This window comes from Candidatus Omnitrophota bacterium (assembly GCA_040755155.1).
GTDB lineage: Bacteria > Hinthialibacterota > Hinthialibacteria > Hinthialibacterales > Hinthialibacteraceae > JBFMBP01.
This window is the reverse complement of the sequence record JBFMBP010000084.1, coordinates 101,578-128,568: the sequence shown is the minus strand read 5'-3', so window position 1 is coordinate 128,568 and position 26,991 is coordinate 101,578. Positions and strand designations below refer to the sequence as shown.

The 26,991-nt window shown below is 49.2% G+C and carries 22 protein-coding genes and 1 pseudogene; 19 read left to right on the top strand and 4 right to left on the bottom strand.

Translation table 11 applies throughout. From position 1 onward, the window contains the following. Positions 1-2,222 (bottom strand): hypothetical protein (locus AB1656_12270; GenBank protein ID MEW6236153.1); only part of this gene is annotated, 2,222 nt, incomplete at its 3' end. 411 nt (positions 2,223-2,633) lie between these two features. Between AB1656_12270 and AB1656_12265 the strand changes: the two are divergent. The 15 genes and pseudogenes from AB1656_12265 (at position 2,634) to AB1656_12195 (ending at position 18,434) form a co-directional block, all read left to right on the top strand. Beyond that, a pseudogene (locus AB1656_12265) lies at positions 2,634-3,764 on the top strand (alpha/beta hydrolase-fold protein). 111 nt (positions 3,765-3,875) lie between these two features. Beyond that, positions 3,876-5,747, top strand: a complete 1,872-nt coding sequence (locus AB1656_12260; GenBank protein MEW6236152.1) for a malectin domain-containing carbohydrate-binding protein — start codon at positions 3,876-3,878, stop codon at positions 5,745-5,747. A gap of 367 nt (positions 5,748-6,114) precedes the next feature. Beyond that, positions 6,115-6,435, top strand: a complete 321-nt coding sequence (locus AB1656_12255; GenBank protein ID MEW6236151.1) for a hypothetical protein — start codon at positions 6,115-6,117, stop codon at positions 6,433-6,435. 71 nt (positions 6,436-6,506) lie between these two features. Further along, positions 6,507-8,090, top strand: a complete 1,584-nt coding sequence (locus tag AB1656_12250; protein ID MEW6236150.1) for an NAD(P)H-hydrate dehydratase — start codon at positions 6,507-6,509, stop codon at positions 8,088-8,090. Between the two features lie 209 nt (positions 8,091-8,299). Then, positions 8,300-9,859: a ribonuclease Y gene (gene rny / locus AB1656_12245; protein ID MEW6236149.1), complete on the top strand. Its 1,560-nt coding sequence runs from the start codon at positions 8,300-8,302 to the stop codon at positions 9,857-9,859. A gap of 126 nt (positions 9,860-9,985) precedes the next feature. Further along, entirely contained in the window at positions 9,986-10,792 is an 807-nt protein-coding gene (locus tag AB1656_12240) for a TIGR00282 family metallophosphoesterase (GenBank protein MEW6236148.1), read from the top strand. Further along, a complete protein-coding gene (gene xseA / locus AB1656_12235) occupies positions 10,789-12,075 on the top strand; it encodes an exodeoxyribonuclease VII large subunit (GenBank protein ID MEW6236147.1) in 1,287 nt (428 codons plus the stop codon). The genes AB1656_12240 and xseA overlap by 4 nt, the downstream gene beginning before the upstream one ends. Then, on the top strand, positions 12,075-12,305 hold the full coding sequence (xseB, locus tag AB1656_12230) for an exodeoxyribonuclease VII small subunit (GenBank protein ID MEW6236146.1): 231 nt from the start codon (positions 12,075-12,077) through the stop codon (positions 12,303-12,305). The genes xseA and xseB overlap by 1 nt, the downstream gene beginning before the upstream one ends. A gap of 205 nt (positions 12,306-12,510) precedes the next feature. Further along, positions 12,511-13,437, top strand: coding sequence for a polyprenyl synthetase family protein (locus tag AB1656_12225; protein ID MEW6236145.1), 927 nt, complete (start codon positions 12,511-12,513; stop codon positions 13,435-13,437). A 290-nt stretch (positions 13,438-13,727) separates the two neighbouring features. After that, entirely contained in the window at positions 13,728-15,623 is a 1,896-nt protein-coding gene (dxs, locus tag AB1656_12220; GenBank protein MEW6236144.1) for a 1-deoxy-D-xylulose-5-phosphate synthase, read from the top strand. 373 nt (positions 15,624-15,996) lie between these two features. Beyond that, positions 15,997-17,229, top strand: a complete 1,233-nt coding sequence (gene speE, locus AB1656_12215) for a polyamine aminopropyltransferase (protein MEW6236143.1) — start codon at positions 15,997-15,999, stop codon at positions 17,227-17,229. A 123-nt stretch (positions 17,230-17,352) separates the two neighbouring features. Further along, complete coding sequence (locus tag AB1656_12210; GenBank protein MEW6236142.1) at positions 17,353-17,589, top strand: hypothetical protein; 237 nt, start codon at positions 17,353-17,355, stop codon at positions 17,587-17,589. Between the two features lie 4 nt (positions 17,590-17,593). Continuing rightward, a complete protein-coding gene (locus AB1656_12205; GenBank protein MEW6236141.1) occupies positions 17,594-17,854 on the top strand; it encodes a type II toxin-antitoxin system RelE/ParE family toxin in 261 nt (86 codons plus the stop codon). 80 nt (positions 17,855-17,934) lie between these two features. Beyond that, positions 17,935-18,177, top strand: coding sequence for a hypothetical protein (locus tag AB1656_12200; GenBank protein MEW6236140.1), 243 nt, complete (start codon positions 17,935-17,937; stop codon positions 18,175-18,177). After that, entirely contained in the window at positions 18,174-18,434 is a 261-nt protein-coding gene (locus tag AB1656_12195; GenBank protein MEW6236139.1) for a type II toxin-antitoxin system RelE/ParE family toxin, read from the top strand. Before AB1656_12200 ends, AB1656_12195 begins: the two co-directional genes overlap by 4 nt. A 160-nt stretch (positions 18,435-18,594) precedes the next feature. Here AB1656_12195 and AB1656_12190 read toward each other — a convergent pair whose 3' ends face one another. Continuing rightward, entirely contained in the window at positions 18,595-19,764 is a 1,170-nt protein-coding gene (locus AB1656_12190; protein MEW6236138.1) for a metallophosphoesterase family protein, read from the bottom strand. Between the two features lie 502 nt (positions 19,765-20,266). On the opposite strand from AB1656_12190, the gene AB1656_12185 reads away from it, so the two are divergent. The 4 genes from AB1656_12185 to AB1656_12170 all read left to right on the top strand — a co-directional run bounded on the left by AB1656_12185 (position 20,267) and on the right by AB1656_12170 (position 25,049). Then, on the top strand, positions 20,267-21,655 hold the full coding sequence (locus AB1656_12185) for a hypothetical protein (GenBank protein ID MEW6236137.1): 1,389 nt from the start codon (positions 20,267-20,269) through the stop codon (positions 21,653-21,655). Between the two features lie 239 nt (positions 21,656-21,894). Then, on the top strand, positions 21,895-23,466 hold the full coding sequence (locus AB1656_12180; protein ID MEW6236136.1) for an ion transporter: 1,572 nt from the start codon (positions 21,895-21,897) through the stop codon (positions 23,464-23,466). Beyond that, entirely contained in the window at positions 23,436-24,311 is an 876-nt protein-coding gene (locus AB1656_12175) for an NAD-binding protein (GenBank protein ID MEW6236135.1), read from the top strand. Before AB1656_12180 ends, AB1656_12175 begins: the two co-directional genes overlap by 31 nt. Positions 24,312-24,395: 84 nt before the next feature. Then, complete coding sequence (locus tag AB1656_12170) at positions 24,396-25,049, top strand: prepilin-type N-terminal cleavage/methylation domain-containing protein (GenBank protein MEW6236134.1); 654 nt, start codon at positions 24,396-24,398, stop codon at positions 25,047-25,049. 9 nt (positions 25,050-25,058) lie between these two features. Here AB1656_12170 and AB1656_12165 read toward each other — a convergent pair whose 3' ends face one another. Next, on the bottom strand, positions 25,059-25,550 hold the full coding sequence (locus AB1656_12165) for a hypothetical protein (GenBank protein MEW6236133.1): 492 nt from the start codon (positions 25,548-25,550) through the stop codon (positions 25,059-25,061). Further along, positions 25,547-26,938 carry a DUF3696 domain-containing protein gene (locus tag AB1656_12160; GenBank protein MEW6236132.1) on the bottom strand — a complete coding sequence of 464 codons (1,392 nt, stop codon included), beginning with the start codon at positions 26,936-26,938 and terminating at the stop codon, positions 25,547-25,549. Before AB1656_12160 ends, AB1656_12165 begins: the two co-directional genes overlap by 4 nt. Between the last annotated feature and the right edge of the window lie 53 nt (positions 26,939-26,991).

The following is a 26,991-nucleotide window of genomic DNA, read 5'->3' as shown; positions in this document are numbered from 1 at the left end:
CACAATATACTATAGGGATAATCATTAGAATCAACGTTTTTTCCAATAATTAAACATCTTTTTGCATGACATTTTTTAAATATTGAATTTACTGAATTTTCTATTAAATTAAATCTCTCATTTTTTGATAATTCTTTATAAGCAATTAATCCAATTGCATTAAAACAATATTTTTGAGGACAAATAAATAATGAATTTTTATGCCCAGGTATCTCCCAATTTTTTTGTACATTTCTAATATATCTTTTAAATTCCTTTTCTCCTTTCTTTTGATCATCAAATGAAATATTTAATAAAATTTCAGCAATTTCAGACCATCGATTTGGTTTTCTTTTTTCAACAAATTTTATAATTTCTCTCCACCATTTTGTTAATTTTAATTTCGGTTTTTCTTTACTAATTCCTTGCTCAACAGATAAATAGTAATCATCAATAATTGTAGAATTACCTATAAAATTGAATACAGCTTTTTTATTCTGTTCAATCTCACCTATATTAAATCCAGTTGATAAATAAATACCTAATAAGTCTAATTCATCTGCAAAATATGTCATATTTTCGTCGATTTCTTTTCTGCGAACCAAATAATGTAGTCTTTCCATTTCTGAGATCAGAATGTCAAAAACAATTTTGATATCAGACAAAAGTATTGTAGGTGAAACAGGAAACTCATTATTAATAATACCATCCCTTTTTAATTGATTAATATTTGATTGAATCATAGCAAAATCTTCAAGAGTAATTGAGATTCTAATTACCTTCTGTATTGAGCTTATATCAAAAGGTAAATTAAAAAGACTAGAATCTTTTGACTGTAAAATTCTTTTTTCTAATCTATAAGACTGGATGGAGGGATATATTAACAATTCATTGATATTACGTTCTATACTCTTTGGCGCACCTCGAAGTGCTGAAAGAGATATTGAACCGGATTTAGATTCAACAACAATTAAATAAGAATCAACTTTTATTATCAAATCCGTTTCATATTCAATATCATTTTCTTTCCATTTAAAATTCCGCACATACGGAGACCCAGGAAAGGCCACTTTAAAAATATTTTCAACCTCTTCCTCTAAAAAAATAGATTTGCGGGTACTACAATATTCCTTTGAATTTTCCTTTTCTTCTAATAATGAATCAAGTATCTGTATTACAAATCCAAAAAAAACCTGAGGCATGGAACAGAAAAATTTATCTTTAGTTAATTGAATTAATGGTTTTTTCCATATTGGATTATTTAGAAAAAAATGTTCAGGTTCTTCATTACTTAAATCTCCAAATTTCATACTCAATAATGGAAGAAATCTCTGTAATGATTCTAAGGGAATTTGAATTTCTTGGGAAATTTCACTCAAACGAAAACTAAAATAATCAACTAATAATATATCTGAATGACTCTTTAAGTAATCAACTAAGTTTATCTCATTATCATTACAAAAACTGATTAATTCATTTTGGTCACCCTTTAGATCAAATAATTTATAATATTTACTAATTATTTTTTCGATAGATTTTTCCTTAAATACATCACTTAGTTTATCCCAGTGATTACATATTTTAGTTTCCGATTGCTTAATTAAAATGTAAAAAAAATTAATGATATCTATTGCGCTTATTCCAATACAAGTTTCATATCTTTTATTCAATGGCTCATATATTCGTTTAGATATATCCACAACCTGTTCGAAATATCCCCAGTTTCTAACTCTTTGGGTATGTGTACGAATACGTTCTTGCAAAAACATCATAGACTTATTTTGAGCAAATCTATCATCTTTCAATAATGAAAAACGCTTCCCTGCAAAAGAATCACAAATAGAAATTAATAAATCATTAATAATTTGAATTTGATGAGGTAAAGCTGGTTTGTAAGATATTTTATTTGCAGGTATTCGCAAACAAAAAGCCTGTAATAATTCTATATGAGATTGATCCAACGTTGGCTTTCTTGGAGTTACGATTTGGTTAGAATCAGTAACTAATCTAAATAAGTTATAAACCGAAAGAATAGATAGTATAGCAAGAGGATAAAATTCATTTAATAGATTTTCAATTTTTTTAAAAGATGAGAGGAATTCTTTTTCATAAGAATCACCTGCTTCAATAAATTTACTCGTAATCTCTTCCATAGAAAAATTTTTAAAAGGATTTTCTAATTTATAGAAATGAAAATCATCTGATTTGTGTTGGCAATGTTTTGTCTTTCCTCTTTTTTTCATGATATTTAATACACGTTTTTTCTGTTGTGGATATATTGTAAAGTGCAAAAGACAAGCGAAGCAGCCATTATCCGACCTTCCCCAAAATACCACTATCACATTTTACAACTTATAAGAACGCGCTCGCAAGGGTTGTCCTCTTCGAGGCCTTGCCCTTGGCACCCTCCCGATAGAGTTTCAGAAGGAAGGGAAAAGATTTGCATTGAAGGGTTGATACAGATGTCACATCGGCGAGATGAAAAATTAATCTTATTCTGTTCTGTTCATCTCGATTTTGACACGATCAATGTGTTATTCTATTGAACGACCTTATTCTTGACGCATCAAAAGACGATGGTCAAGAGGTTGGGGTGTTCATAATTCGCGATTCGGTTCGCGGAAAATATTCATCTTAAGGAGACTCTGATGAAAATGACGCTTTCCGCTATAGCATCGATCTTTATCATTCTTGGGGCGCCGTTAAGTTTTGCGCAAGCCCCTTCGCAGGCGGTTGTCGAAGATTTTAAACCCTCGACCTTGAATCAGCCCGGCCAAGAGTACCCGCAGGTCAACTCCGAGGGACGGGCAAGATTTCGCATCCATGCTCCAACCGCCGAAAGCGTAATAGTAAGCATACGCAAAACTGCCCTGACCAAAGGCGATGACGGTATGTGGACCGGCGCGACTGAACCGCTGGATGAAGGCTTCCATTACTACCATCTCACGATTGATGGGGGAACATTCAACGATCCCGGCGCCTTGAACTTCTACGGTTCGACTCGTTGGGAAAGCGGCATCGAAATTCCCGCTCATGACCAGGATTTCTACGCCCTCAAGGACGTTTCTCACGGCAATGTGCAGCAGATTCTTTTCCCCTCGAAGAGCACCAATATCTCGCGCCGCGCCTTCGTCTACACGCCGCCCAGCTACGACAATGACCTGACCAAGCGATATCCAGTGCTGTACCTGCAGCACGGCTGGGGCGAGGATGAAACCGCCTGGAGCAACCAGGGCCGCGCCAATCTGATCATGGACAACCTGATCGCCGAAGGCAAGATCAAGCCATTCCTCATTGTAATGACCTACGGCATGACCAACGACGTTCGCTTCGGCGGCCTTAGAAATTTCAGCATCGATCCATTCCAGACGGTTCTCGTTGACGAGTTGATTCCTTACATCGACGCCAACTTCCGCACGCTCTCCGATCAACCCCATCGCGGCATGGCCGGTCTGTCCATGGGCGGAATGGAGACCAAGTCGATCACCTTAAAGAATCTCGACAAGTTCTCCCACATCGGTCTTTTCAGCGGCGGCTCTATCTCTCTGGATGATGTCAACAACGCGCCTGGTTTTAAGGAAAAGGTTAAACTGGTATTCGTTAGTTACGGCAGCCGCGAACTCGGCGGCGACCGCAGCGGTAGACGTGGCGGCGACCCGCAGGCGAACGCCGGCGCGTTGAAACAAGCCGGCGTCAATAGCGTATTCTATGTCTCCCCGGATACAGCTCACGAGTTCCAGAGCTGGCGACGCAGCCTGCGCGAGTTCGCTCAACTGCTGTTTAAGGAAGAACTTGCCAAGCCCTCAGAGTCGTCTGCGATATCGTCCCCTGAGCGCAATAACACTGATGCGGAAGGCGCTCGTAGAGAACGAGGCGGATTCGGTGGACCGATCGAGTTGGGTTCAGATGACAAGCCCGCCTTCGACGATCCACCCGAGGGATTCAGAACCCGGCGCGAGAACATCCCTCACGGCGAGTTAACGACGGTTGAATACGATTCCAAGACAGTCGGAGCGCGTCGTAAGATGCTCGTCTACACGCCGCCCAGTTATTCAGCCGACCGCAAATATCCAACGCTTTACCTGCTGCACGGCATCGGCGCCGACGATCGCCAATGGCCGCAATGGTGCAAAGCGGATAACGTCATCGATAACCTGCTGGCTGACGGCAAGATTCAGCCGATGGTCATGGTGTTCCCCAACTGCGATGCCAACATGACGGTGGACAATCCCAAGTCTGAAGGACTCTCAGGACCGGGCGGCCCCGGAGGGGGAAGAGGCCGATTCGAAGGCTATGGGAAACTTTTTGAGAACGACTTGCTTCAAGACATCATCCCTTATGTTGAGTCGCACTATTCCGTCTATGCCGACCGCGAACATCGCGCCTTGGCCGGTCTTTCGATGGGCGGCGGGCAGTCTTTGAACATCGGCATGTATCACATTGATACCTTTGCCTACGTCGGTGGATTCTCCTCAGCCCCGAATACCAACAAGTTCGGCGGAATGTACGCCGACGTCGAATTCCTGCCCGATCCGGCGGCCGCTAAGGATAAATTGAAACTGCTGTGGATCGCCTGCGGCAATAAGGATGGTTTGATCCGCGTCAGTCAGGGCGTTCATCAATACCTCAAGGAAAAGAACGTACCTCACGTCTGGCACGTGGATGGCAATGCCCACGACGATACCGCATGGGCCAACAATCTCTATCTCTTCGCCCAACGCATTTTCAAGGCGGATGAGCAGACATCGTATGCGCCTCAGGCGGAAACCAAGCTGGCGATCCGGGTGGCGTGCGGGGCCGAACAGCCCTACACCGATAAAGATGGCAACCTCTGGCTGCCGGATGAGGTCAAGGCTCCCGGCGCGTCGCTGGAACCACCGGATGGTATGACCATCGAACGGGACGAACAGTTCGAGGTTCCCAATGTCGCGTTCCCGCAGATATTCCGCACCGAGCGCTACAGTATGAGCGCGTACGAGTTCAATCTTCCCAACGGCAAGTACACCGTCCGCCTGCATTTTGCCGAGACCTACACGGGCATCGCCGGCATCGGCGATCGGGTGTATTCCTTTGCCGTGCAAGGACAGAAGCCGGAGAAAGATTTCGATATCTATAAGGAGGCCGGCGGGCCGTATAAGGCGATCCAGCGCGAGTACAAGGGCGTTGAGGTAACCGACGGCAAACTGAGGATTACGTTTACGCCGAACATACAAAATCCTGCGATCAACGGCATCGAGATCTTCGCCCAAGAGGCGCCGGAGCAGCCTGCGCCTCCGGCGGAAACCAAGCTGGCGATCCGAGTGGCGTGCGGGGCCGATCAGCCCTACACCGATAAAGATGGCAACCTCTGGCTGCCGGATGAGGTCAAGGCTCCCGGCGCGTCGCTGGAACCACCGGATGGTATGACTATCGAACGGGACGAACAGTTCGAGGTTCCCAATGTCGCGTTCCCGCAGATATTCCGCACCGAGCGCTACAGCATGAGCGCGTACGAATTCAATCTTCCCAACGGCAAGTACACCGTTCGCCTGCATTTTGCAGAGACCTACACGGGCATTACCGGCATCGGCGAGCGGGTGTATTCGTTTGCCGTGCAGGGACAGAAGCCGGAGAAGGATTTCGATATCTTTAAGGAGGCCGATGGGCCGTATAAGGCGATCCAGCGCGAGTACAAGGGCGTTGAGGTAACCGACGGAAAATTGAGGATTACGTTTACGCCGGACATACAAAATCCTGCGATCAACGGCATCGAGATCTTCGCCGAGTAAACACGGCGCAATATCGTATTGCAAGGTACCAATTGATACTATGGATTATCTTATTGGCTATAAATTCGATTGATTGCCTGACAGCGCATTCAAGTGATTTTGGCTATAAATTCTATATAACCAATATATTATTCTATTTTTCAGTAATATATATGTTATATGGTGTAAAAAATTAAGAAAAAAAGTAATATTCCTATATAAATAATACCTAGATTTGCCATAATTAATAAGATCGGAGTCAATCGAATATTCGATATTGCCCCCTTTTTCCATAAATGAAGTTCGAGACGCCGATGCGCCCTTCCAAAAATCATTAGTTCGGGATTAAAATATAGTTAGCTGTCATTATAAAAAAGGAATTAAAAAGATGGCTCGAGGAAAGAAAGGCCGTAAATTAGCAACCAACGTTCAAATCCCCGAAGAAACGCTCGCAACGAAGACCGTTGGGGAAACGGCGATGCGGAAGAGCCGTTATACGATTTTAGATTATATCATCGTATGCGTTTTCTTCATTGGGTTTTGCTATTTGCAAAAGTACGTAGCTTTGCACATGATGGACAATGACACAATCGAGAAGTGGTCTCTCGATTTCTTTTTCGACACTCTATGGAAAGGTTTCGTCATAGTGGCTATTCTTGTTGGCCTCCACGATTTTCTATATCGGGATGTTGAAGAAGATACAGCCTAACTGTCTATAACCCGCAAAGTCATCGTCCTTTCTTCTCCTCGCCTTGGGATAGAAAACCCAGGAGCGGGTCTTTGTATTTATTACCATACCCTTTGCGAATCGTAACCGGCAGCGTAATGGCCTCCATTGATCGTAAGGCGATCGATGAGCGCGGCGCGCCGGGACTCTACCTTATGGAACGCGCGGGTGAAGGCGCGGCGCAGGGAATTTTTACAGCGCTACCCCCCGAAAAGCGCCGCCGCGCCGCCATTCTATGCGGGAAGGGTAATAATGGCGGTGATGGATTCGTCATCGCCCGCCGCTTACAGGAAAAAGGCATGGCGGCGGCGGCGTGTCTTCTAAGCCGAGGCGAGGAATTGAAGGGAGACGCAAGAACGAATTTCCTTTTGGCGAGGGAAGCGGGAATCCGGATCGTCGAATGCGAATCGTCTGATAGTCTGAAAGAGTTTTTCCAGGCGGAAGCCGGGGCGGAAGTCTGGGTAGATGCATTACTGGGAACCGGCAGCCAGGGCGCTCCAAGAGGATTGATCGCGGAAGCCATCAGGGAATTGAACAATCTGCCGAGAAAGGCTTTTGTCGCTTCGGTGGATATTGCTTCGGGCGTCGATGCCGATAGCGGCCGAGTAGAAGGCGACGCCGTCTACGCCGACGCTACTTTTACAATGGGTTTGCCGAAAGTCGGCCATGTAGTTCCGCCGGGTTTAAATTATGGCAAAGGATTGATTATTCTCGATATAGGGCTTCCCTCCGATCTGTTGCGCAACGCCGATAGCGAGGCGGAACTGCTGACGGCGGCTCTCATCGATTCATGGCTGCCCAAGCGGGGACGCTCGGCTCATAAGGGGAGCGAAGGACATATACTAATTATTGCCGGATCGCGGGGCATGACGGGCGCTGCTCTATTATGCTCGAAAGCAGCGATCCGCATGGGAGCGGGACTTGCGACTTGCGTTTGCCCCGCTTCTCTAATGCCGATTTACGCCTCTGGCGTTTGGGAAATGATGACGCTGCCTGCGCCGGAGACGGATGCGGGTTCTCTGGCGTTGGAAGCGTTCGAGTGGATTTTTGCGGAAGGCAAACGATACAGCGCTGTCGTTATCGGGCCGGGATTGGGATTGCATCCCTCGACGCAGGAACTGGCGCGAAAGGTTGCGCTGGAAATTGATTCGCCCTTGTTGATTGACGGCGATGGATTGTCCGCCCTATCGCAGGAGATATTATCTGCCCGCAAGCATCCATGGGTAGTTACGCCGCATCCGGGAGAGATGGGGCGGCTCTTGGGCTTATCGTCGGCACAAGTACAGGCGGATCGCTGGGGTTGCGCGCGCCGGCTCGCCTCCGTCTCGCCTCATGGGACGGTGCTTCTAAAAGGGCCTTGCACCGTGATCGCGCAGCGTGAAGGAATGATGTACGTCAACCCAACCGGCTCGCCCGCCATGGCTTCCGGCGGCATGGGCGATGCGCTGGCGGGAACCATTGGCGCTTTATTGGCGAGAGGAATGAATCCCATGCAAGCGGCGGCGGCTGGGGCTTTTTTGCATGGTTTAGCGGCGGATTTATTTACGCAAGAGACGGGCGCCGAGACGGCGAGCGCAGGGCAAGTCATTGATCGTTTGCAGCAAGCCGTTTCGCATGTTAGAAATACTTGCCATTAAGCCTCCCTCCTGAGGATAGGCTCATGGCGAGGGCAGAAAGAAATGTAGGATGGATCGCGTTTTTTGATCCATCGATATTTATGGAATGAAGTCATCTTTTCCCTTGCCCATTGGGAGAGGGTTGGGGTGAGGTTTTTTTAACAATTTAAACAGAATTCAAACGAAGTCCATTCGTTACGTTACCTATAAATATAGAAAGGGTTTCTATAATGTTGTGGGAATTGGTTGGAGCAGCGGCAATCGCTCTGATCGCAGGCTTAGTCATTGGTTATATTTTCCAAAAAAACCGCATCAATCGCGAGATCGGAAGCATAGAACTCCTATCCAACAAAATTCGCGAGGAGGCGCAGAAAGACGCCGCCACGATCCGGAAAGAAGCTGCGATAGAGGCGAAGGAACAACTTTATCAAGAAAAAACGAAAGCAGAACAGGAGTTTAAAGAACGCAGGGCAGAAATAACAGCTCTGGAGAAAAAACTGGACCGGCGGGAGGAAACGCTCGAAAAGAAAATCGAAGAGACGGAAAACCTTGACCGTCAAAATCAGGCGCTGGCCAAACAACTGGAACGAAAATCCAAGGATTTGGAGAAGAAAGAAACGGAACTGTCATCCTTGATCGAAGAGGAACGCGGAAAGCTGGAAAGGATTTCCGGTCTTACTTCGGACCAAGCCAAACAATTATTGTTGGAATCGCTGGAAAACGATGTGCGCCGCGAATCGGCCAAAGTCATCAAGCAGATCATGGACGCCGCCAAAGAGAACGCCAACCGTGACGCCCGCAAGATCATCGCCGCCTGCTTGCAACGGGGATGCACGGAATACGTGCATGAATCGACGGTTTCCACGGTTTCGCTGCCTTCAGACGAAATCAAAGGCCGCATCATCGGACGCGAGGGACGCAACATCCGATCGTTCGAAGCGTTGACGGGCGTAAATCTGATTATCGACGATACGCCGGATACGGTGGTGCTCTCTTCCTTCGATCCTATCCGCCGGGAGGCGGCGCGGCAGACGCTCGAGCGGCTGATTTCGGATGGGCGCATCCATCCCGGACGCATCGAGGAGATTTACAACAAGATTCTGAAAGAAATGGAAGAGGAGATGCGGGAATCGGCGGAGCGGATCGTATTCGAACTAGGCATCGTCGATATGAATCCGGAATTGATCAAAATTCTTGGCCGTTTGAAATACCGCTATTCCTTCGGACAAAACCAACTGTACGCCTCTCGCGAAGTGGCCTTCATCTGCGGCGCCATTGCAGCGGAAATCGGCGCCAATGTGGAAATCTGCAAACGGGCGGCGCTGTTGCACGACATCGGCAAGGCCGTCGATTTCGAACGGGACGGCACCCACGCCTCCATCGGCGGGGAACTGGCGCGAAAGTTTGGAGAAGCGCCCATCGTGGTCAATGCCATCGCGGCGCATCACGAAGAAGTCGAGATGGAGACGGTGGAAGCGGTGTTAGTGCAAGTGGCGGACGCTTTATCGTCGGCGCGTCCCGGAGCGCGGCGGGAGTCGATCGAAACCTACGTCAAGCGCCTGGAAAACTTAGAGAAGATCGCGGAGTCGTTCAATGGCGTAGAGAAGTGCTTCGCCATCCAGGCGGGCCGGGAAATCCGGGTTATGGTGGAACCGGAAGAGGTAGACGACCAGGCCGCCGTCAAGCTGGCTTACGACGTATCCAAAAAAATCGAAGAAGAGATGCAGTATCCCGGACAGATCAAGGTAACAGTAGTGCGGGAAACGCGCGCCGTAGCCTATGCGAAATAGGAAGACTGGGAGACTGCGAGACTGGGCGACTGGGAGACTGGTTATAAAGTCGCAAAATCTCCCAGTCTCCCAGTCCCAAAGTCTCCCAGTCTCAATTTTTAGCGGACGCTTTAGAAAGAATTTTTCATGATAAAAATACTCTTCGTGGGCGATATCATGGGGCGTCCCGGAAGAATGATTCTGAAATCCAAACTGAATCAATTGATGCTGCAATATAACGTCGGCCTTTGCATCGCCAATGCGGAGAACGCGGCGGGGGGCAAGGGATTGAATTACAAGATCGCGCAAGAGTTATTTTCTTACGGCGTAGACGTTCTAACGATGGGAAATCACACCTGGGACAACAAGGACATCTTCAATTTCATCGATGACAACCGCAACATTGTGCGTCCCTATAATTATCCGCCGAGCGTTCCAGGCAAGGGTTTTGTAACCGTGGAGACGAGAAATGGAGTTCCTGTCGTCGTCGGCCAACTCTGCGGAAGATTGTATATGGGCAACGCCGATTGTCCTTTCCGGACGGCGGACGCTATGTTGAAAGAGATCGGCGGACGCCGTCCCATCGTGATCGACTTTCATGGCGAGGCGACATCGGAGAAGGTGGCGATGGGTTGGTATCTGGACGGTCGGGTCAGCGCCGTGATCGGCACGCATACTCATATTCCCACCGCCGACGAACGGATTCTGCCGCAAGGCGCGGCGTTTATTTGCGACGTGGGCATGACGGGGCCTTACGATTCCGTCATCGGGATGGAGATCGAATCCACTACCAATCAATTCATCACCGGCATCCGGCGGCATCACCAGGTAGCGAAGCAAAACGTAAAAATATGCGCCGTCATGATGCAAGTGGATGAAGCCAGCGGCAAAGCCTCCTCCATCGAGCGGGTAACGGTCTGCGGCGCCGACGTGACGGATAACGGCGAAGAATGATGGAACTTGAATCGATTCGCTTGCCCTATACGGTTTCGGAATTGACGGAAGAAATCCGGCTTTGCCTGGAGGAGCGCTACGATTGGGTGGAAGTACGGGGAGAAATTTCCAATTTCAAGAAAGCGCCGTCGGGACACGTCTATTTCCGCATGAAGGACGAAAACGCCGCGCTGGAGTGCGTGGCGTGGCGGCAAACAGCGATGCGCTGGGGGGGAATGGAATTGCGGGACGGCGCGGAAGTTATCGCCGGGGGCAAAATCGGGTTATATCCGCCGCGCGGACAGTATCAATTAGTGGTATCGTCCCTGCGGTTGGCGGGCGCCGGAGCGTTGCAGCTGCGCTTCGAGGCCTTAAAGCGGAAACTGGCGGAAGAAGGGCTGTTCGACTCGGCGCGCAAACGTCCCCTGCCCTATTGGCCGGAAAATATCGCCGTGGTTACTTCTCCGGGCGGGGCGGCGCTGCGGGATTTCGTGAAGACGCTGCGCGAAGGCGGCTGTCCGGCTAAGGTTATGATTTGCCCCGTATTAGTGCAAGGGGAGAAAGCGGCGGGAGAAATTTCGAAGGCGATCGCCGAAATCAACCGGCGGGAGAATTTCGATCTCATCGTATTATGCCGGGGCGGCGGCAGTTTAGAAGATTTATGGGCGTTTAACGAAGAGGCCGTCGCTCGCGCTATCTTTACGTCGCGGATTCCCATATTGACCGGCGTGGGGCACGAGATCGATTTTACGATCGCCGATTTCGCCGCCGACGCGAGAGCCTCCACGCCGACGGGAGCGGCTTCGGCGATCCGGGAGATTTTCGAACGGCGGCGGGGGGAATTATACGCCGATAAAGAACGGTTTTTACGAACATTGCCGCCGGTTGTGGAGCGGCTGCGCGAACGGATAGAACTTACCCATCGGGCGCTTAAGCGCTATCATCCTATAGCGGCGATCGCTATGCGGCGGCAGCGTCTGGATGACATACAATCGATGCTAACGTTGCGAATGCGGGAACATTGGATTCAAGCGGCGGCCGCACAGCACGAGAAAGGGCGGCGGATTGCAGACGCCATGCGCCGAGCTGTCGCCGAGAGAAAAAACGACTTGCGGCGATGCGAGCATCTCTTGCGCAGCTACGATCCCCGGCGCAACTTGGCGAGAGGCTACGCCATCTGCCGGGGCGAAGATGGGAACATCATCCGGCGCATTGCGCAGACGGCGCCGCGCGATCGCATAGATGTCTTTTTAGCGGACGGATCGTTCGCATCCCAGGTTACCGAAGTGAGGCCCGCTTCATAATGGTGAAAAACGCTTTCGTTTTCGAGAAGGGGATGGAACGTCTGGAAGAAATCCTAGCCCAGTTCGACGCGGGCGGCCTCTCGCTTGACGAAATGGAAAAAAACTTCGCGGAAGGCATGGCAATCCTCAAAAAATGCGCCGAGCGGTTGGACCAGGCGGAGTTGCGCGTGTCGCAGTTGGTCAATGGCAAAGAGGAAAATTGGACGGAATCCGCTGCGGAGGAAGAATAATAACTGCCCATTCGAGCCAATTTGAAAGGGCGGCAAGGGCAAAGTTGTTTTTGCCCTTGAAAGATAATCATAGGGGCGCCCTGATCCGCAATGGTTATAAAAACTGAAGGCAACGATTCCTCTTACGCCGCAGGAATGAAAAACAATCGACCGGGATATGAAAACAACAGAGCAATCAACATCGATGGATAAGCGAACAGCCTTTATGGAATACATGACTCTCCGGCGGAAGGAAGTAGAGGCCTTTTTGTGGTCTTTGCTGCCGCAGCCGGATGGCATGGCCGCCAAGTTGAACGAAGCGATGCGGTATCCCCTGGAAGCGGGGGGAAAGAGAATCCGTCCGATTCTGGTGTTGATGGGATTGGATTTTTGCCGGGGCGTCGGGTGGCGTGAAGCTCTCGCCGGGAAGAGTTGGGAGGGCGTCGACGACGATCTGCGAGAGGCCGTTATGAGAACGGCATGCGCCATTGAAGTGGTGCATACTTATTCCTTGATCCATGACGATCTGCCCTGCATGGACGACGACGACCTGCGCCGGGGGCGGCCTACGTCGCATAAAATTTATGGGGAAGCCTTGGCGGTGTTGTCGGCGGACGCGCTCCATACATTGGGATTTCAGATGATTTCCAGCGCTTCGGAGCGATGGGCTTTGCCTTGCTTCCACGCCATACGGGAATTGGCCGTCGCCTGCGGCTATCCGGGCATGGTGGCGGGGCAAGTGCTGGACCTGGAATACGAAAACAAACCGGGGACGGAAGAAGTATTGGAGTATATCCACCTACACAAGACGGCGAAGTTGATCCGGGCGGGTTTGTTGATGGGCGCCCGTATGGCCTGCGGAAACGAGCGCGATTACGCTCTGCTGGAAGAGGCGGGGTATAAACTTGGTTTGATTTTTCAGGTTGTCGATGATATTTTAGACGTAGTGGGCGATACCCAAGTGATGGGAAAACCAGCCGGAAGCGACGAAGCGTCGCATAAATTGACCTACCCCGCCTTAATCGGGCTGGAAAAATCCCGCGAGCGAGCCTATCGGCTGCGGAATGAAATCTTGTCGTTAATGCAAGCGGAAGGAGACCGGGCGGAATTTCTGATTCAGATGACGGAATGGCTGCTGGAAAGAAACGCCTGATCCCCCAGCGCCGATGTACTTACATTATTTAGCCTTAAAAACCGCTAATCGTTGAGGCTCATGCAAAATTATTGAAATCCATCTTTAAATTCTCCCCCCAAACTTGGGGGGAGTTAGAGGGGGGTTGATTTTAACGGACTTACGTCAACCCCCTCCTAACCTCCCCCCAAGCATGGGGGAGGAATAAAAGAATTATGCAAGAGGCTCCGTTATTTTTAAGTTGATAGAAATCGATTCGCCATCCCTGCGGATCGATATTGATTTTTCGAGAAAGAGAACGGTAAGAGGTTATGGTCTTAGAAAAAATATCCTGCCCAGAAGATCTGCGCGATTTGAGTTTCGCCGAGTTGGAAATTCTGGCGAAAGATTTGCGGCAAAGCATCATCGACGTCGTCAGCGAGCGCGGGGGGCACTTGGCGCCCTGCCTGGGCGCGGTAGAGCTTATTATCGCTCTGCATCGCGTATTCGATTGCCCTAAAGACAAATTCGTATGGGATGTGGGTCATCAATCCTACGCCCATAAATTGCTCACGGGGCGGCGGGATCAATTTCATACCTTGCGGCAGTATAGGGGCATGAGCGGATTCCCCCGGCGCAGCGAGAGCCGGTACGATCATTTCGGGACAGGCCATGCCAGCACGTCCGTTTCCGCCGCTTTAGGCATGGCGGCGGCGCGGGATTTGAAGGGGGAAAGCTATAAAGTCGTCGCTATCATCGGAGACGGGGGATTGACGGGCGGCGTGGCCTACGAAGGTCTGGATCACGCCGGGCATCTAAAAAAGGATATGCTCGTCATTCTCAACGACAATTACATGTCGATCTCGCCTAATGTAGGAGGGATTTCCCATTACCTCAACCGGATCATCAGTAGTTATTATTACAACAAAACGATGGAGGGCGTAGACAAGTTTTTGGAGAAGAGCATCGGCAAAACGCTGGTGCGGCGTCTGCAAAAGATGGGGGAAAGCATCAAGTCGCTGATCGTGCCCGGCGCCTTCTTCGAAGAGTTGGGCTTCCGTTATTTTGGTCCCATCAACGGTCACGATTTGCAGTTGGTGGAAGAGACGCTGACAAGCTTGAAAGATTTAAAAGGCCCGATCCTGTTGCACGTCATCACGGAAAAAGGGCATGGCTACGAACCGGCGGAAAATGATCCGGCCTCGTGGCACGGGGCCAAGCCGTTCGATAAGATCACGGGCGAACCGAAAACTTTCGCCATGAAGAAGTCCTTGGGACCGGCGTACACCCAAGTTTTCAGTAAAGTAATGTGCAAGATGGCGGAGAAGAATCCCAAAGTCGTGGGCATCACGGCGGCTATGGCCTCGGGAACGGGGCTTTCGGCGCTGGCGCAGAAATTTCCCAACCAGTTTTTCGACGTGGGCATCGCGGAGCAACATGCGGTGTTATTGTCGGCGGGATTGGCCTGCGAGGGCATCCGTCCGGTAGCGGCGATCTATTCCACCTTTTTGCAGCGCGCATTCGACCAGATTTATCACGACGTCTGCATTCAAAATCTGCCGGTGATTTTCGCCCTCGACCGGGGGGGCGTCGTAGGAGACGATGGAGCCACGCACCAAGGATTGTACGACATCGCCTATTTGCGCGCTTTGCCGAATATGGTGGTATCCGCCGCCGCCGACGAAAAGGAACTTTCGGCGTTGTTATGGACGGCGTTGAACTACGATGGCCCCTTCGCCGTGCGCTATCCCCGCGCCACTGGTGAAGGGGTAAAATGGTTGGAAGAGGAAGCGCCGCTGCCCATTGGAAAAGGCGAGGTAATGCGGGAAGGCAAGGAGGTCGCCATTCTGGCTTACGGCTATATGGTCTATCGCGCGCTGGAAGCGGCGGATCTGCTGAAAAAAGAAGGCATCCGTCCAACCGTAGTCAATATGCGCTACGCCAAGCCATTGGACATAGAGATGATCCAGGATTTGGCGAAGACCCACCATTATTTCGTCGCCTATGAGGATCATACGCTCAACGGAGGCTTTTCCAGCGCCGTTTCGGAAGCGCTTCACGATTTGGGTATGGAACGCTTTCCCTTACTGCGATTGGGATTGCCAGATGAAATGATCGAGCACGGCGAACGTTCGGAAATTTTCGAAGAGCATGGCCTATTGCCCCGTCAGGTCGCCTTGCGGATTTCGCAATTCATCCATTCCCATGCGGCGGCGGCCGTGGTTTGAGACGTAAATTAACGATGTGAGATGGACAGGATCAAGACTAATAAGGGGTGGCAAGGGCAAGGTTGTTTCTGCCCTTGAGCTTCCTTTCGACTTGTGGGTAAGGATAAATCCAATAAAGTAAAAGAGGTTTATTATTATCGCCGTTTTGAATCTCGAAAGCGCGAAATTAATAGAAAAACCCGAAAAACAGTTGGCGATAACAATCGCTCCGTAAAAAGATCTTTTTCGTGCAATTAAAAAGAATCCGCGCTATCCATGATTCGATCATTTCGTGGAATTCGATCTTTTTCGTGATTTCGCGATTCAATATCGTAAAAAAAAATGAATATCTTCCTGCTTCGATTATTACTGTTCGCTAGCCACTGTTTTTAGAATGAACGAAAACCACCGCCTGCCATCGGGGACAAATCTGCGCATCCTTTTGCAAGATTGCCGATGCGGCGAGAATATTCTAAAACAACCGGAACTCTTTTCTCCCCTATTGATCGAAGCGATCCAAACGTCGGGGCTAACGTTTCTGAAAGAGACGAGCTATTGCTTCGCAGAAGGCGGTTTTACGGCGGCGTATATCCTGGCGGAATCGCACGTCGTAATTCATACGTGGCCGGAGCACGGGCGGCTAGCATTGGCGGAAATCAGCGTCTGCGATTTTCAACGCATTAACGAGGCGCGGACCTTAGCGTTGGGCGAACGCATCGCGGAAATTTTTCTGGCGCAGCGCAAACTGACCGAACAGGCGGCCATGATCCCCCGCTTGATTGATGCTGAAAAAGTTCGTCCTGCCTATGGCATGTATCTCGATATCGAATCCCTTCTCTTCACACGCCAAAGTCCTTATCAAAAAATCACCATCGGCGAAACCAAGGCGTTCGGGCGCTTTCTTGCGCTTGACGGCGTATTGCAGACCAGCGAAGGAGACGATTTCTATTTCAACGAGCCGCTGGTTCATATTCCATTGTTATGCCATCCCCAGCCGAAGCGCGTTTTGATCTGCGGCGGCGGCGACGGCGGCGCGGCGCGGGAGGTTTTGAAGCATCCCTGCGTGGAACGCTGCGATATCGTGGAGATCGATCCCGTCATGATAGAAGCGGCGAGGGAGTGGCTGCATCCGATCCATCGGGGATCGCTGGATGATAGCCGGGTAACCCTGCATATAGAAGATGCAGCGAAATTCATTTATGAAACGCAAGAGCCTTATGACGCCATTCTCGTGGATACGGCGGATCCCGCGCGACCGGAACCGGATGGATTCCCGCAGGAGTTTTACGAAGCGGCGGCGCGGCAACTAGCGCCGGGAGGCTATTTGGCGCTGCATGTCGGAGCGCCGTTGTTGATCGGGGAAAATTCGGCGCGCATCGCCGGTCGGCTTAGGAAAGCGTTCCGGCGGGCGGAACCGTATATGCAATTTGTCCCCTCCTACGGAACGATTATCGGATATCTTCTCTGTTCGCAAGAAGAGAGTGCGCCGATCTCGCTGGAGACGGCAGATCAACGGCTGACGCAACGGGGAATCGTCGATTTACGCATTGTATCGCCCGAAACGATACAGGCCATATTTGTCATTCCGCCGGGGATGAGGAGATTTTTTGAACGCAGCGCCAGATAAGTATTTCAAATATCGGCGGCAAGTTTTCCGGCGCCAGAAAATCGTTGCGATGTTCCCGATATAAAGTTAGAATATATCCATAAACGCCGATCAGCGCAGAGATGTTTAAATGGAGAGTTTCCCATGACTCAAACCGCCGAGAAAGAAAACTTGGCCGCCTATTGCGAAAAAATCCTGGCCACTGGCGAGCGCGTTTTTTTTCAGTATAAAGGCAAAGAATTCGTCATCATGGAGATGGAGGATTACGCCTATCTGGACGAGTTGGAAGACCGAAGGTTAAACCAACTCGCCGACGCCGCGCTGCAGGAACCGGGGGAGACGATCACCTTAGAACAATTCAAAAAAGAACTTGGATTGTAAGTCGATGGCTTATACCATTGAAATCCTATCCCGGCCGCAGCGCGAAATAAAAAAATTATCCCCGGAACGGCGAAGCAAAATCATCGCACTTTTAGAATCCTTAGCCCTGAATCCCCGTCCTTCCGGCGTAAAAAAATTAAAGGGTGTAGAGAACCGTTGGGCGCTTCGTTCGGGAGATTACCGCATCGTTTATGAAATTCACGACGACAGGCTTATCGTCCTCGTCATCGATATCGATCATCGGCGGCAAGTTTACCGGCGATAGAAAATTTTTACGATACGCCCGATAAAAAGTTAGACTAAATCCATAAGATATACGCAACGACATTCAATGGAGAAAACGTCATGACTCAAGCCGTCGAAAAAGAGAACCTAGCCGCCTATTGCGAAAAAATCTTAGAGACCGGCGAGCGTGTCTTTTTTCAATATAAGGGCAAAGAATTCGTCGTTATGGAGATGGAAGATTACGCTTACCTTGACGAGCTGGAAGATCGAAGATTGAACCAACTCGCCGACGCCGCGCTAAAAGAGCCGGGGGAGAATATACCTTATGAGGAGATTAGAAAAGAATTGGGACTAGATTCATGACCGAGTACAAAATCGAATTTAGACCAATAGCTCGGCATAATCTGCGTTCTCTTCCTAAAACGATCCAAAAACGCATCGATATCCTCCTGTTATCGTTAACAGAAAACCCCAGGCCTCGCGGAGTAAAAAAGTTAAAGGGCATTGAATATCGTTGGTCGCTTCGTTCGGGCGATTACCGCATCGTTTATGAAATTCACGACGACCGGCTTATCGTCCTCGTCATCGATATCGACCATCGGCGGCAGGTTTACCGGTAAAAGAACGGTAGAATATTCTTATGAAAGTAAAGAATCGCACTGAGACAATGAAATGGGGTAACAGTTTACCCGATTGAAGAGAAATCCTTGTTTTAAAGCCCTGAAAGGGCGAAATAATAAATAAGTATTTCTTCACTTCATACAGCTAAATAGTTACTCATTATTTAACCAGCGAAAACGCATCGAATAAATTCCAATTCCGATCAATGGCTTGGAATTCCAAATGATTGTCATGAATATTGATCAGACAGAAATGATGGTCTCGATGAACCTTTTGCGTAAACCAGGAGCGAGTCGGCGCGTAGTTTTCCAAATCGCCGCCGCAACCTCCGGTCTGGATATAAATCACCCCGTTTTGATGGTTGATTCGATTTTGACGAAGGGGCCAGGTTCGTTCGTAGTCGTGAATATGCCCGAAGAAGACCATGTCAACGTTATGTTTTTCGTAGAGAGAAATTAAAGATTGAACATGACGATCGGCCAGCAGAGATTTTTCTTTATACGCATCTCCATAGTCGTTTTCGTCGGACGAATAAGGGGGATGATGATGAACGACGAATTTCCAACGGCTTTTGGAACTTGCGAGAGCCGAATCGAGCCACCGATATATTTCGCCGCCGGGAGCGGCGTCGCGGCAACTATCCAGAAGAAAGAATTGGGCATTCCCATATTGGAACGAGTAATAATATTCCGGTTTGGGATTGGAAATATACCGGTAATAATTCGCATCGTCGTTTTCATGATTTCCCAGGATGGCGAAGATCGGAATCCGGCTCATGAAAACATGGCCCGGCTTTAAGAAATGATCAACCCACTGGCTTTTATTGCCGCCCGTCCCCACAATGTCTCCTGCGTGAACGGCGAAGTTGGGACGCTCCCGCCAGGCCAATTCCGCAATTTTCCCCCATACTTCCGGGTTGGTTTGCGAATCGCTAAAAACGGCGAAGGCATAGGCCGAATCTTCTTTAACGGCGGTTTTGAAGGAATAGAGCTCGCTTTCGAGCTTTTGACCGTCTTCCGTGGTGGATATGGTTCGATAGAAATAATTGGTTTCCGGCTTCAAACCGGTTAACGCGATTTCGTTCATCTCGCTTTCCGTTCCTTGTCCCGGAGTTTCCATCCATTCCGGGGATACGGAGTGGATAACGGCTTCGTAGTATTGAACCTGAGATTTCGCCGGCGCCGTGGTTTCCCAGAGAATCGTCATTTGGTTTTGCGTCGAATACTGCAAATACGGTTTGACGACAAAATCGAACGAATCGGTTTTCTCTTGCGCCGCAAAAGAAGAACCAGCGAGAAATACAATGACCGAACAAAGAAACACTCTCATTAAAAACTCCTTTTCAACCTGTAGATATGCGTTGAATCCGAATGCGCAAACCGAGCTCACTTTTCCCTGTTATTCTATCTTTCTTTACATCTTAAATTGAATATCCTTGCGAGCCTCTGCCTGCATTGATTTCTTGAATGACATTCAGCCTTCCTAACGGTTGCGTTTCTGGAAGAAGGCGGTTCCGAAAAAGTCCATTGTACGTCTTTCGCAAAATAATGAATAGACCCTGCTTCCATCCATCGCATTCCACTCCCCGTCATGGTAATAATAATACCAACGTGCATTAATATTGCTGTTTTAAAAATTCCTCTCCCAAGATGGGGAGAGGTTAGGTGAGGGTTGATATTGTTAGACTTATATTTCCCTCACCCTACCCCTCTCCCAAAGGGCGAGGGAATTTACAAGCAACAATCCTAACTCAGAATGGTATAAGTGGAATAATTTTTTGTTTCGAGCGTTATTTTTCATAATAGCTGCGACTCGCGCGAAAGGAAATCCCATGAAATCTACGATCGTTCTTTCCCTGCTGCTCCTTGGCGTCTGCGGCGCTTATGCTCATCCCACCTCCATCGATAAAGATGGAATGCTGCGGATGAATGGCGAGCGTGTTTTTATTCTCGGCCTATACGAACAAGCCAAGAACGACGCTTTCGCCCAAGAGGCCGCCGAAGCGGGATTCAATTTGATTCGCGTCAACGCGGCGAAAGAGGACCTGGATCGGGCGCAGGCTCATGAGCTTCATGCTTGGATTCCGTTAGGCGGTCTGGCTGTATCCAATGAACAGGAAAAGACAGCGCTGGAAGCCGCCGTCAAGACGTTCGCCTCCCATCCGGCGTTGGCGGTTTGGGAAGCGCCGGACGAAGCGTTGTGGAACGTCTGGTGGCTGCGATGGAACCGCACCGTTGATCGGTGGAAGGAAGTGGATGAGGCGTTAGCCCAATTTTCCGGATCGGCGGAAGAAAAAGAAAAGTTGCAATCAATGGCAGCCTTATGGCGGCGCTATCGTAATAGCGCCCGCTACGAACAAGCGGATGCGTTGGAAGAACAAATCCGCGCCCTCGTCAAACTGCCCCCATCGCCGGAGAAATTGAGCGAATGGCGGCAGGCGATCGAACCCTTGCGCCAGCAACTGGCGTCGGGATGCGAAACTGTCCGCCAGGCCGATCCTAAACACGTGTTATGGTTCAACCACGCCCCGCGCAATTCCATCGCCGATCTGACTTCCTTTGGCGAATTGGCCGACATCGCCGGATGCGACATCTATCCCGTTCCCTTCGGGCCGGACAACGGACATAGCGATCTGGCGGAACGCAACCTCGCCTGCGTGGGACGCTATACGCAGCGTATGGCGGCGTCGATTCCCGGCAAGCCGGTGTGGATGGTATTGCAGGGCTTCGGCTGGGACGATCTAAACGAATCCCGCTCCACCGATAAAAAACGTCCGCGTCCGACTTACAACCAAACGCGATTCATGGCCTATGACGCCATCGCCAACGGCGCGCGGGGCTTGCTCTATTGGGGCAGCGATTATGTGGATAAAAATTCAATTTTCTGGCTGGAATTGACGAAAACGGTTTCCGAACTGTGCGATCTTCAGCCTTATCTTTCCGCACCCGACGCCAATTCGCGGATAAAATTCATCCAACATCCATCCTCCGCCTCAGACGACAACGGCATCGTCTTTCTGGCGAAGGAACGCGAAGGAAAATGGGCTTTCTTCATCGTTAACGAAGCGGCGCAGGCGTTGGCATTCGATCTATCCGGCTTGAATTCCTTGGACGGCAAGAGCATAACCATTCTTGGCGATCCGGAAACGCTGACCGTGGAGAATGGCGGTTTCACCTATGGCCTTCCATCGTTAAGCGCATCCGTTCTTTTGTGCGAATAAACGCAGTGGAGAAAACGCGCGTTTGAATGGAGGCTCTTGCAAAATTGATAAAATCCGCTTTTAATTCTCCCCCCAAGTTTGGGAGGAGTTAGAGGGGGGTTGATTTTATTAGACTTAAAACAATCCCCTCCTAACCTCCCCCAGGCTTGGGGGAGGAATAATAGAGTTTTGCAAGAGGCTCAAAGGATATGGAAAACAATCATCTTAAAAGGCCTTTTCGCGAAGTATTGCGAGAGATAATGGAGCCTTATAAAGGCGGGCGGGATTCCACGCGCCTCAGCCTTGCCATGGATCTATTCATTCTGGCTTGCATCCTGATTTCCTGCGCCGCCGTACCTTTGGAATATATCTTTCCAGAGCATTTGACGTTCTTTACGTACACGGAATTCGTTTTTGCGGCTATTTTTATCGTGGAATATGTTCTGCGGTGGTATTCTTCGGCGAACCGGCTGATTTACCCTTTCACTTTATACGCGCTAATCGACCTGATCGCCATCGTTCCTTCTCTGCTTATGCTATGTGAAGAGATGCTGTTGCTGCGCGCTTTCCGGGGAATGCGGCTGCTGCGGCTTGTGCGCCTATTGCGGCTTTTGCGCTTATTGAAATTCCTACGTTACGGATTTCTGATTTACCGGGGAATGATCTCTTTCCGCATCTGGTTCAGCGTCCTCAATTATCAATACCGTCTTCGCCAATTAGGACGATTATTTTTCTATGGCGTATTGATTTGGATCATCGGCGCGCATCTGCTTTTCTTTACGGAAAGTCTTATTACGGAGGAAGCGGGGCCGTTTAGCGATTATGGAAAATCCTATTGGAATATTCTCATCGTTCTAATTTCCGGCATCGAAGACAAAGAACCGATTTCCACTTTGGGCCGCGTGGAAGTAACCATTTTTCTGATTGCGGGAATTATCGTCGTGGGGATGCTCACCGCCGAGATCGTTTCGATCCTGGTCCGTAAAGTGCATCGTGCGGGAAAGATCGCCATAAAGCCGCCGGAAGGCGTCATGAAGCATCATATCGTTATTCTGGGAGAAAATTCCAATTTGGACAATGTAATCCGCCAAGTGAACGCCGCCCTGGACGGGAAATATTTTTTTCTGATCATCAGCCCCATTGCGGAGGAATTGAAAATTCCCGATCCCGTGATCTACAAAAAAGTCTTCGCCATCTCTGGCGATCCCGTCAAAGAGGAAGTTTTGACGCGGGCGGATATCGATCATGCGCTTCGAGTGGTATTGCTTTCCATGCGCGATCCTTCGCAAAGTACGGTTTCCATCGACAATCGCACGCTCATGATCGCCTTAGCGGTCGCCAGCCGCAAACGGGGAATTCCGATGACAGTGGAATTGCTGTCCGGCGAGAGTCTGCATTACGCTAAAAATCTGGCGGGGGCCGACTTCATTCTCAGCCGCCATTACATCGAACGCCTGGCCTCGCAGGCCGTACTCCATCCCGGCGTTACGGAAATCTACAACGAACTGATGACGTTCACCGGCGACTCCTGCGAGTTCTATACAGTCCCCGTCCCTTCCCACCTGGTTGGTAAAACTTTCAAAGAAGCGCAATTGTATTTTTTGGATCATGACGAGGAAGCCATTGTCGTCATAGGAGTGGATTTTTCATCCCCCGAAGAACCCAACACTCGTTTTTGGATCAACCCGATTAATTGCCAAGATCAACTTCCCCCGTCGGAAATCATTCTCGACGCGAAAGATCACCTGATTATCATAGCCTATGAATTGCCGTCTTTCGCCGCGATGGCAGAGGAGGACTTATGGAGCGGGAAGAGGCTCTCCAGGAGCTGAAACATCACGTCGTTATCTGCAATTGCAGCCACAAGGTGAAAAGAATCGTCCAAGAATTGCATGCGGGAAGCCATGATCGTCCCCTCGACGCCGTCCTGCTCGTTCAGGATATGCGTTTGTGGGAAAGCCATCCCGAATGGATTCCGGAATCATGCGGCGGAAAACATTTCTTCGTAATCGAAGGCTGCCCCACGGAAGAGGACATACTGCGTCAAGCGAACATCAGCCTCGCCCGCGCCGCCATCATTCTCGCCGATCCCCAGCAGGGAGATCAGGCGGACGCCCGTTCTACGCTTGTCGCTATAGCCATCGAACGGCAAAATCCCCAAGTTCACACCGTGATCGAACTGCTCTCTTCCGTAAACCGCATTCACTTGAAATCTACTAAAATCGACGAAATCGTCTGCCAGGGCGAAATTTCCGAAAAGATCATCGCCCAAAGTTGCATTACTCCCGGCATCCAAAATATTTTCGAACATCTTCTTTCCACGGATGAGAAGACGAATCAAATCTATCTCCCGCACCTTCCCATCGAATTGAAGGGAATCACCTTCCGCCAATTAGCGCGGCGCGCGATTCGATCGGAAGCGCCGCTCATCGTCTGCGGCTATATAAAAAACCGCAATAAGAAGGGCAGGATCGAACACGCTCGCCGCAAAGCGTCTTATCAAGATTTTTCCAGCGGCCTTGGGAAACAAACGCCTGACCGCATCGCCGTCATCAATCCCCGCTCGAACCATCATCCCGGAAAAGACGATCCGCTGACGGAAAACGATCAAGTTATCGTTATATCCCATATTCCCCCGGAGCTATCGAAACTCGCTTTTCATGAAAATTTTTCTTGACAAAATCGAATTCATTCGAACAATGGGAGTATCCATACTGCGGGCGTCGCCGCCTGCGTACCTTAAACGCAATAAGAGGCGCGCATGAAAAAGAACGCTTTCACTCTCATCGAATTGCTGATCGTCGTCGCCATTATTGGCGTTTTGGCGGCTATTGCGGTTCCCAATTTTCTCAACGCGCAGATTCGCGCCAAGATCGCCCGCAACCAGTCGGATATGAAAAGCCTGTCGACGGCGGTTATGAATCTGCATGTGGACAAGGGCTTTTATCCCATTGATTATTGGGACGACGACACGGCGCTCGGCTGCGAACGGCTGGAAAAATTTTTTAACAAGGTAGGCATGGGGCCGGACTGCGAAACGCGCTCGAACTGGGCGGTACTCGCCGTCTTGACCAGCCCCATTCCTTATATGGCCGCCCTGCCCGAAGATCCCTTCTTCGAAGCCATCGGCGGCGAGAGAACGACGTACCTTTACGGGGACTACGAATCCTCCTACCGAGGCGTATCCGGCACGAACGAGTACAATCACAACATCAACGCGCTCAAGCCGGGCATCGCGGAAAAACTAGGATTGCGTCCTTTGGGGCTGGACGAGTTCGCGCTCGTGGGCAGCGGCCCAGATAAAACCTTCGGCATCGGCGCCGGAGCCAGCGATCCCGTCCGCGCCGTCCCCTTCGACGCCACCAACGGCCTAAAAAGCGTAGGCGACATCGTCGTACGCTCGGGGGGCGGATAAGAAGCCGTGTTAGTTTTTTTTGTTGTCTTGCGGGCAAAGAAATTGAACGGTTACGTCATGCTCGGAAAGGATTTTTCGATAATTCCGCCATTTAGCGTCCACGGCTTGAAGAATAGGGGGATGCTCATTATGAGCGCGCGCCACGGCGACGAATTTCCGGTCGCTGGGATCGAATTTCTTTAGCCGTTGATCGTTGGGAAATTCTTTAAAATTGTTTTTATGGGAATTTGTGGGAGTAATTTTCACCTGTTCGCATAGACAAGGATTTCTATTATTCGTAAGAATCCATTTAAGGAAAGCGTCTCCAACGCCGGGCTGACCTTTTTGATTTAATTTGTTCGAATATTCATTTATGATAAGCCACTGGTTATCAATTACTATCATCCCTGAATTTGTTATTTTCTGGATCATTTCCGCGCAAGCGATTACGCATTCCGAAGAAGCCTGTTCCGATCTACCGTTAGCCACGATCGGCACATTCGTATCCACTACGTATTTCATGAATGACGCTCTTCCTGCTGCATACGCTTCATTTTCGCCTTCGTCATTTCCACGAGATCGTCCATTTCATCGCCAAAGAAATCTTTTGGCCAATTGCATATATCTCCGTATGGATTGACTTCCAGTTTTTCTATCTTCGATGAATCTTCATCCATTTTACAGAAGTAGAGCGCTGCATCTTCCGATGCTAGTTTTTCTTCCGCAATACGGCGTTGCAGCCGCCGCAGTAGATGTTCGCTGTGGCTTTCAATTATCAATTGCACGCCTCTATTGTTGACCACATCGATAAAGACATCGGCCAAAACCGACTGGACGGATGGATGCAGATGAATTTCAGGCTGTTCCAAAAGGATTATCGAACCTTTCGGCGCATAATAGCAAAGCACTAAAACGGGAAGAATTTGAGAAACTCCAAAACCAACGTCGGTTATTAATACTTCCGGGCTTTTCGGAGTTTTTCTGACAAGCAATTCATAATCTTTCCGGTTTGCCGCTATGGGGCGTAAAGAAAACGAATCGATCATATTCATCTTCTTGAGCCATTTACCAACATGTATTTTGATTTGACTTCGTGATTTGTCTTTGGTTTGCGAAGAAAGGATCGCCGCAACAGCATTTTCTCCTTTTTTACCAACATCGATTGGATTGTTTCCCGCCCAGACATATATCCTATTTGGGTATTCCCGTAATGGTCCCAAATAAGCAATCTTAGAAAATAATTTCTCAAATTCCAAAACAAAATTACCTAATGAACCTAAATTTTGATAACAAGCGAAAACTACATCAGGAAAACCATAAAACTTAACAGGTGAAGGAAGTGGCCATGGGCGTCCTGAAGATCGTAGAGGATCAATATTCTCATAAATAAATTCGTATTCTGCTTTTTTATCGGAAGACTCTCTCTTTCGCTCCATTCCTACTTTTTGTTCAGCTATTCTTAGAATTGGTTTTGGTTTTTTTCTACCAAATTTTGACTCATATGAATATTCGAATCTGTCGCAAAGAAGTCGTTTGGCTTCTTCTTTAATTGAGGTATGAAAGGAAAAAGAATTTATACTGCCAATTGAATTTCTTACTGTTGGGAGATCATAAATATCAAGAGGTTCTAATAGATTCCAAGATATTGATATTTCTAAAGACGCATCTTCGTTATGACCATTAACAATATCGTAGTACGTTCCCAGATCCACCAGCGATCGCTCATCGCCCATATAAAGCACACGGCTTCGATCAGAGGATTCCACCGTTTGCTTCATCATCAAAAGCGCTTGCAGGATGCTGGATTTTCCCGTACTATTCGTCCCGAAAAAGCCGGTGAGGGGAGCGAATTTCATGGGGCCGGTATCTTTCCAGGATTTGAAATTCTGCAAATGCAATTCGGTAATCATTGAAAATCCTCGAAGGATTCGTTAGCGAAAAAAATCATGCCGCCGCATCGACA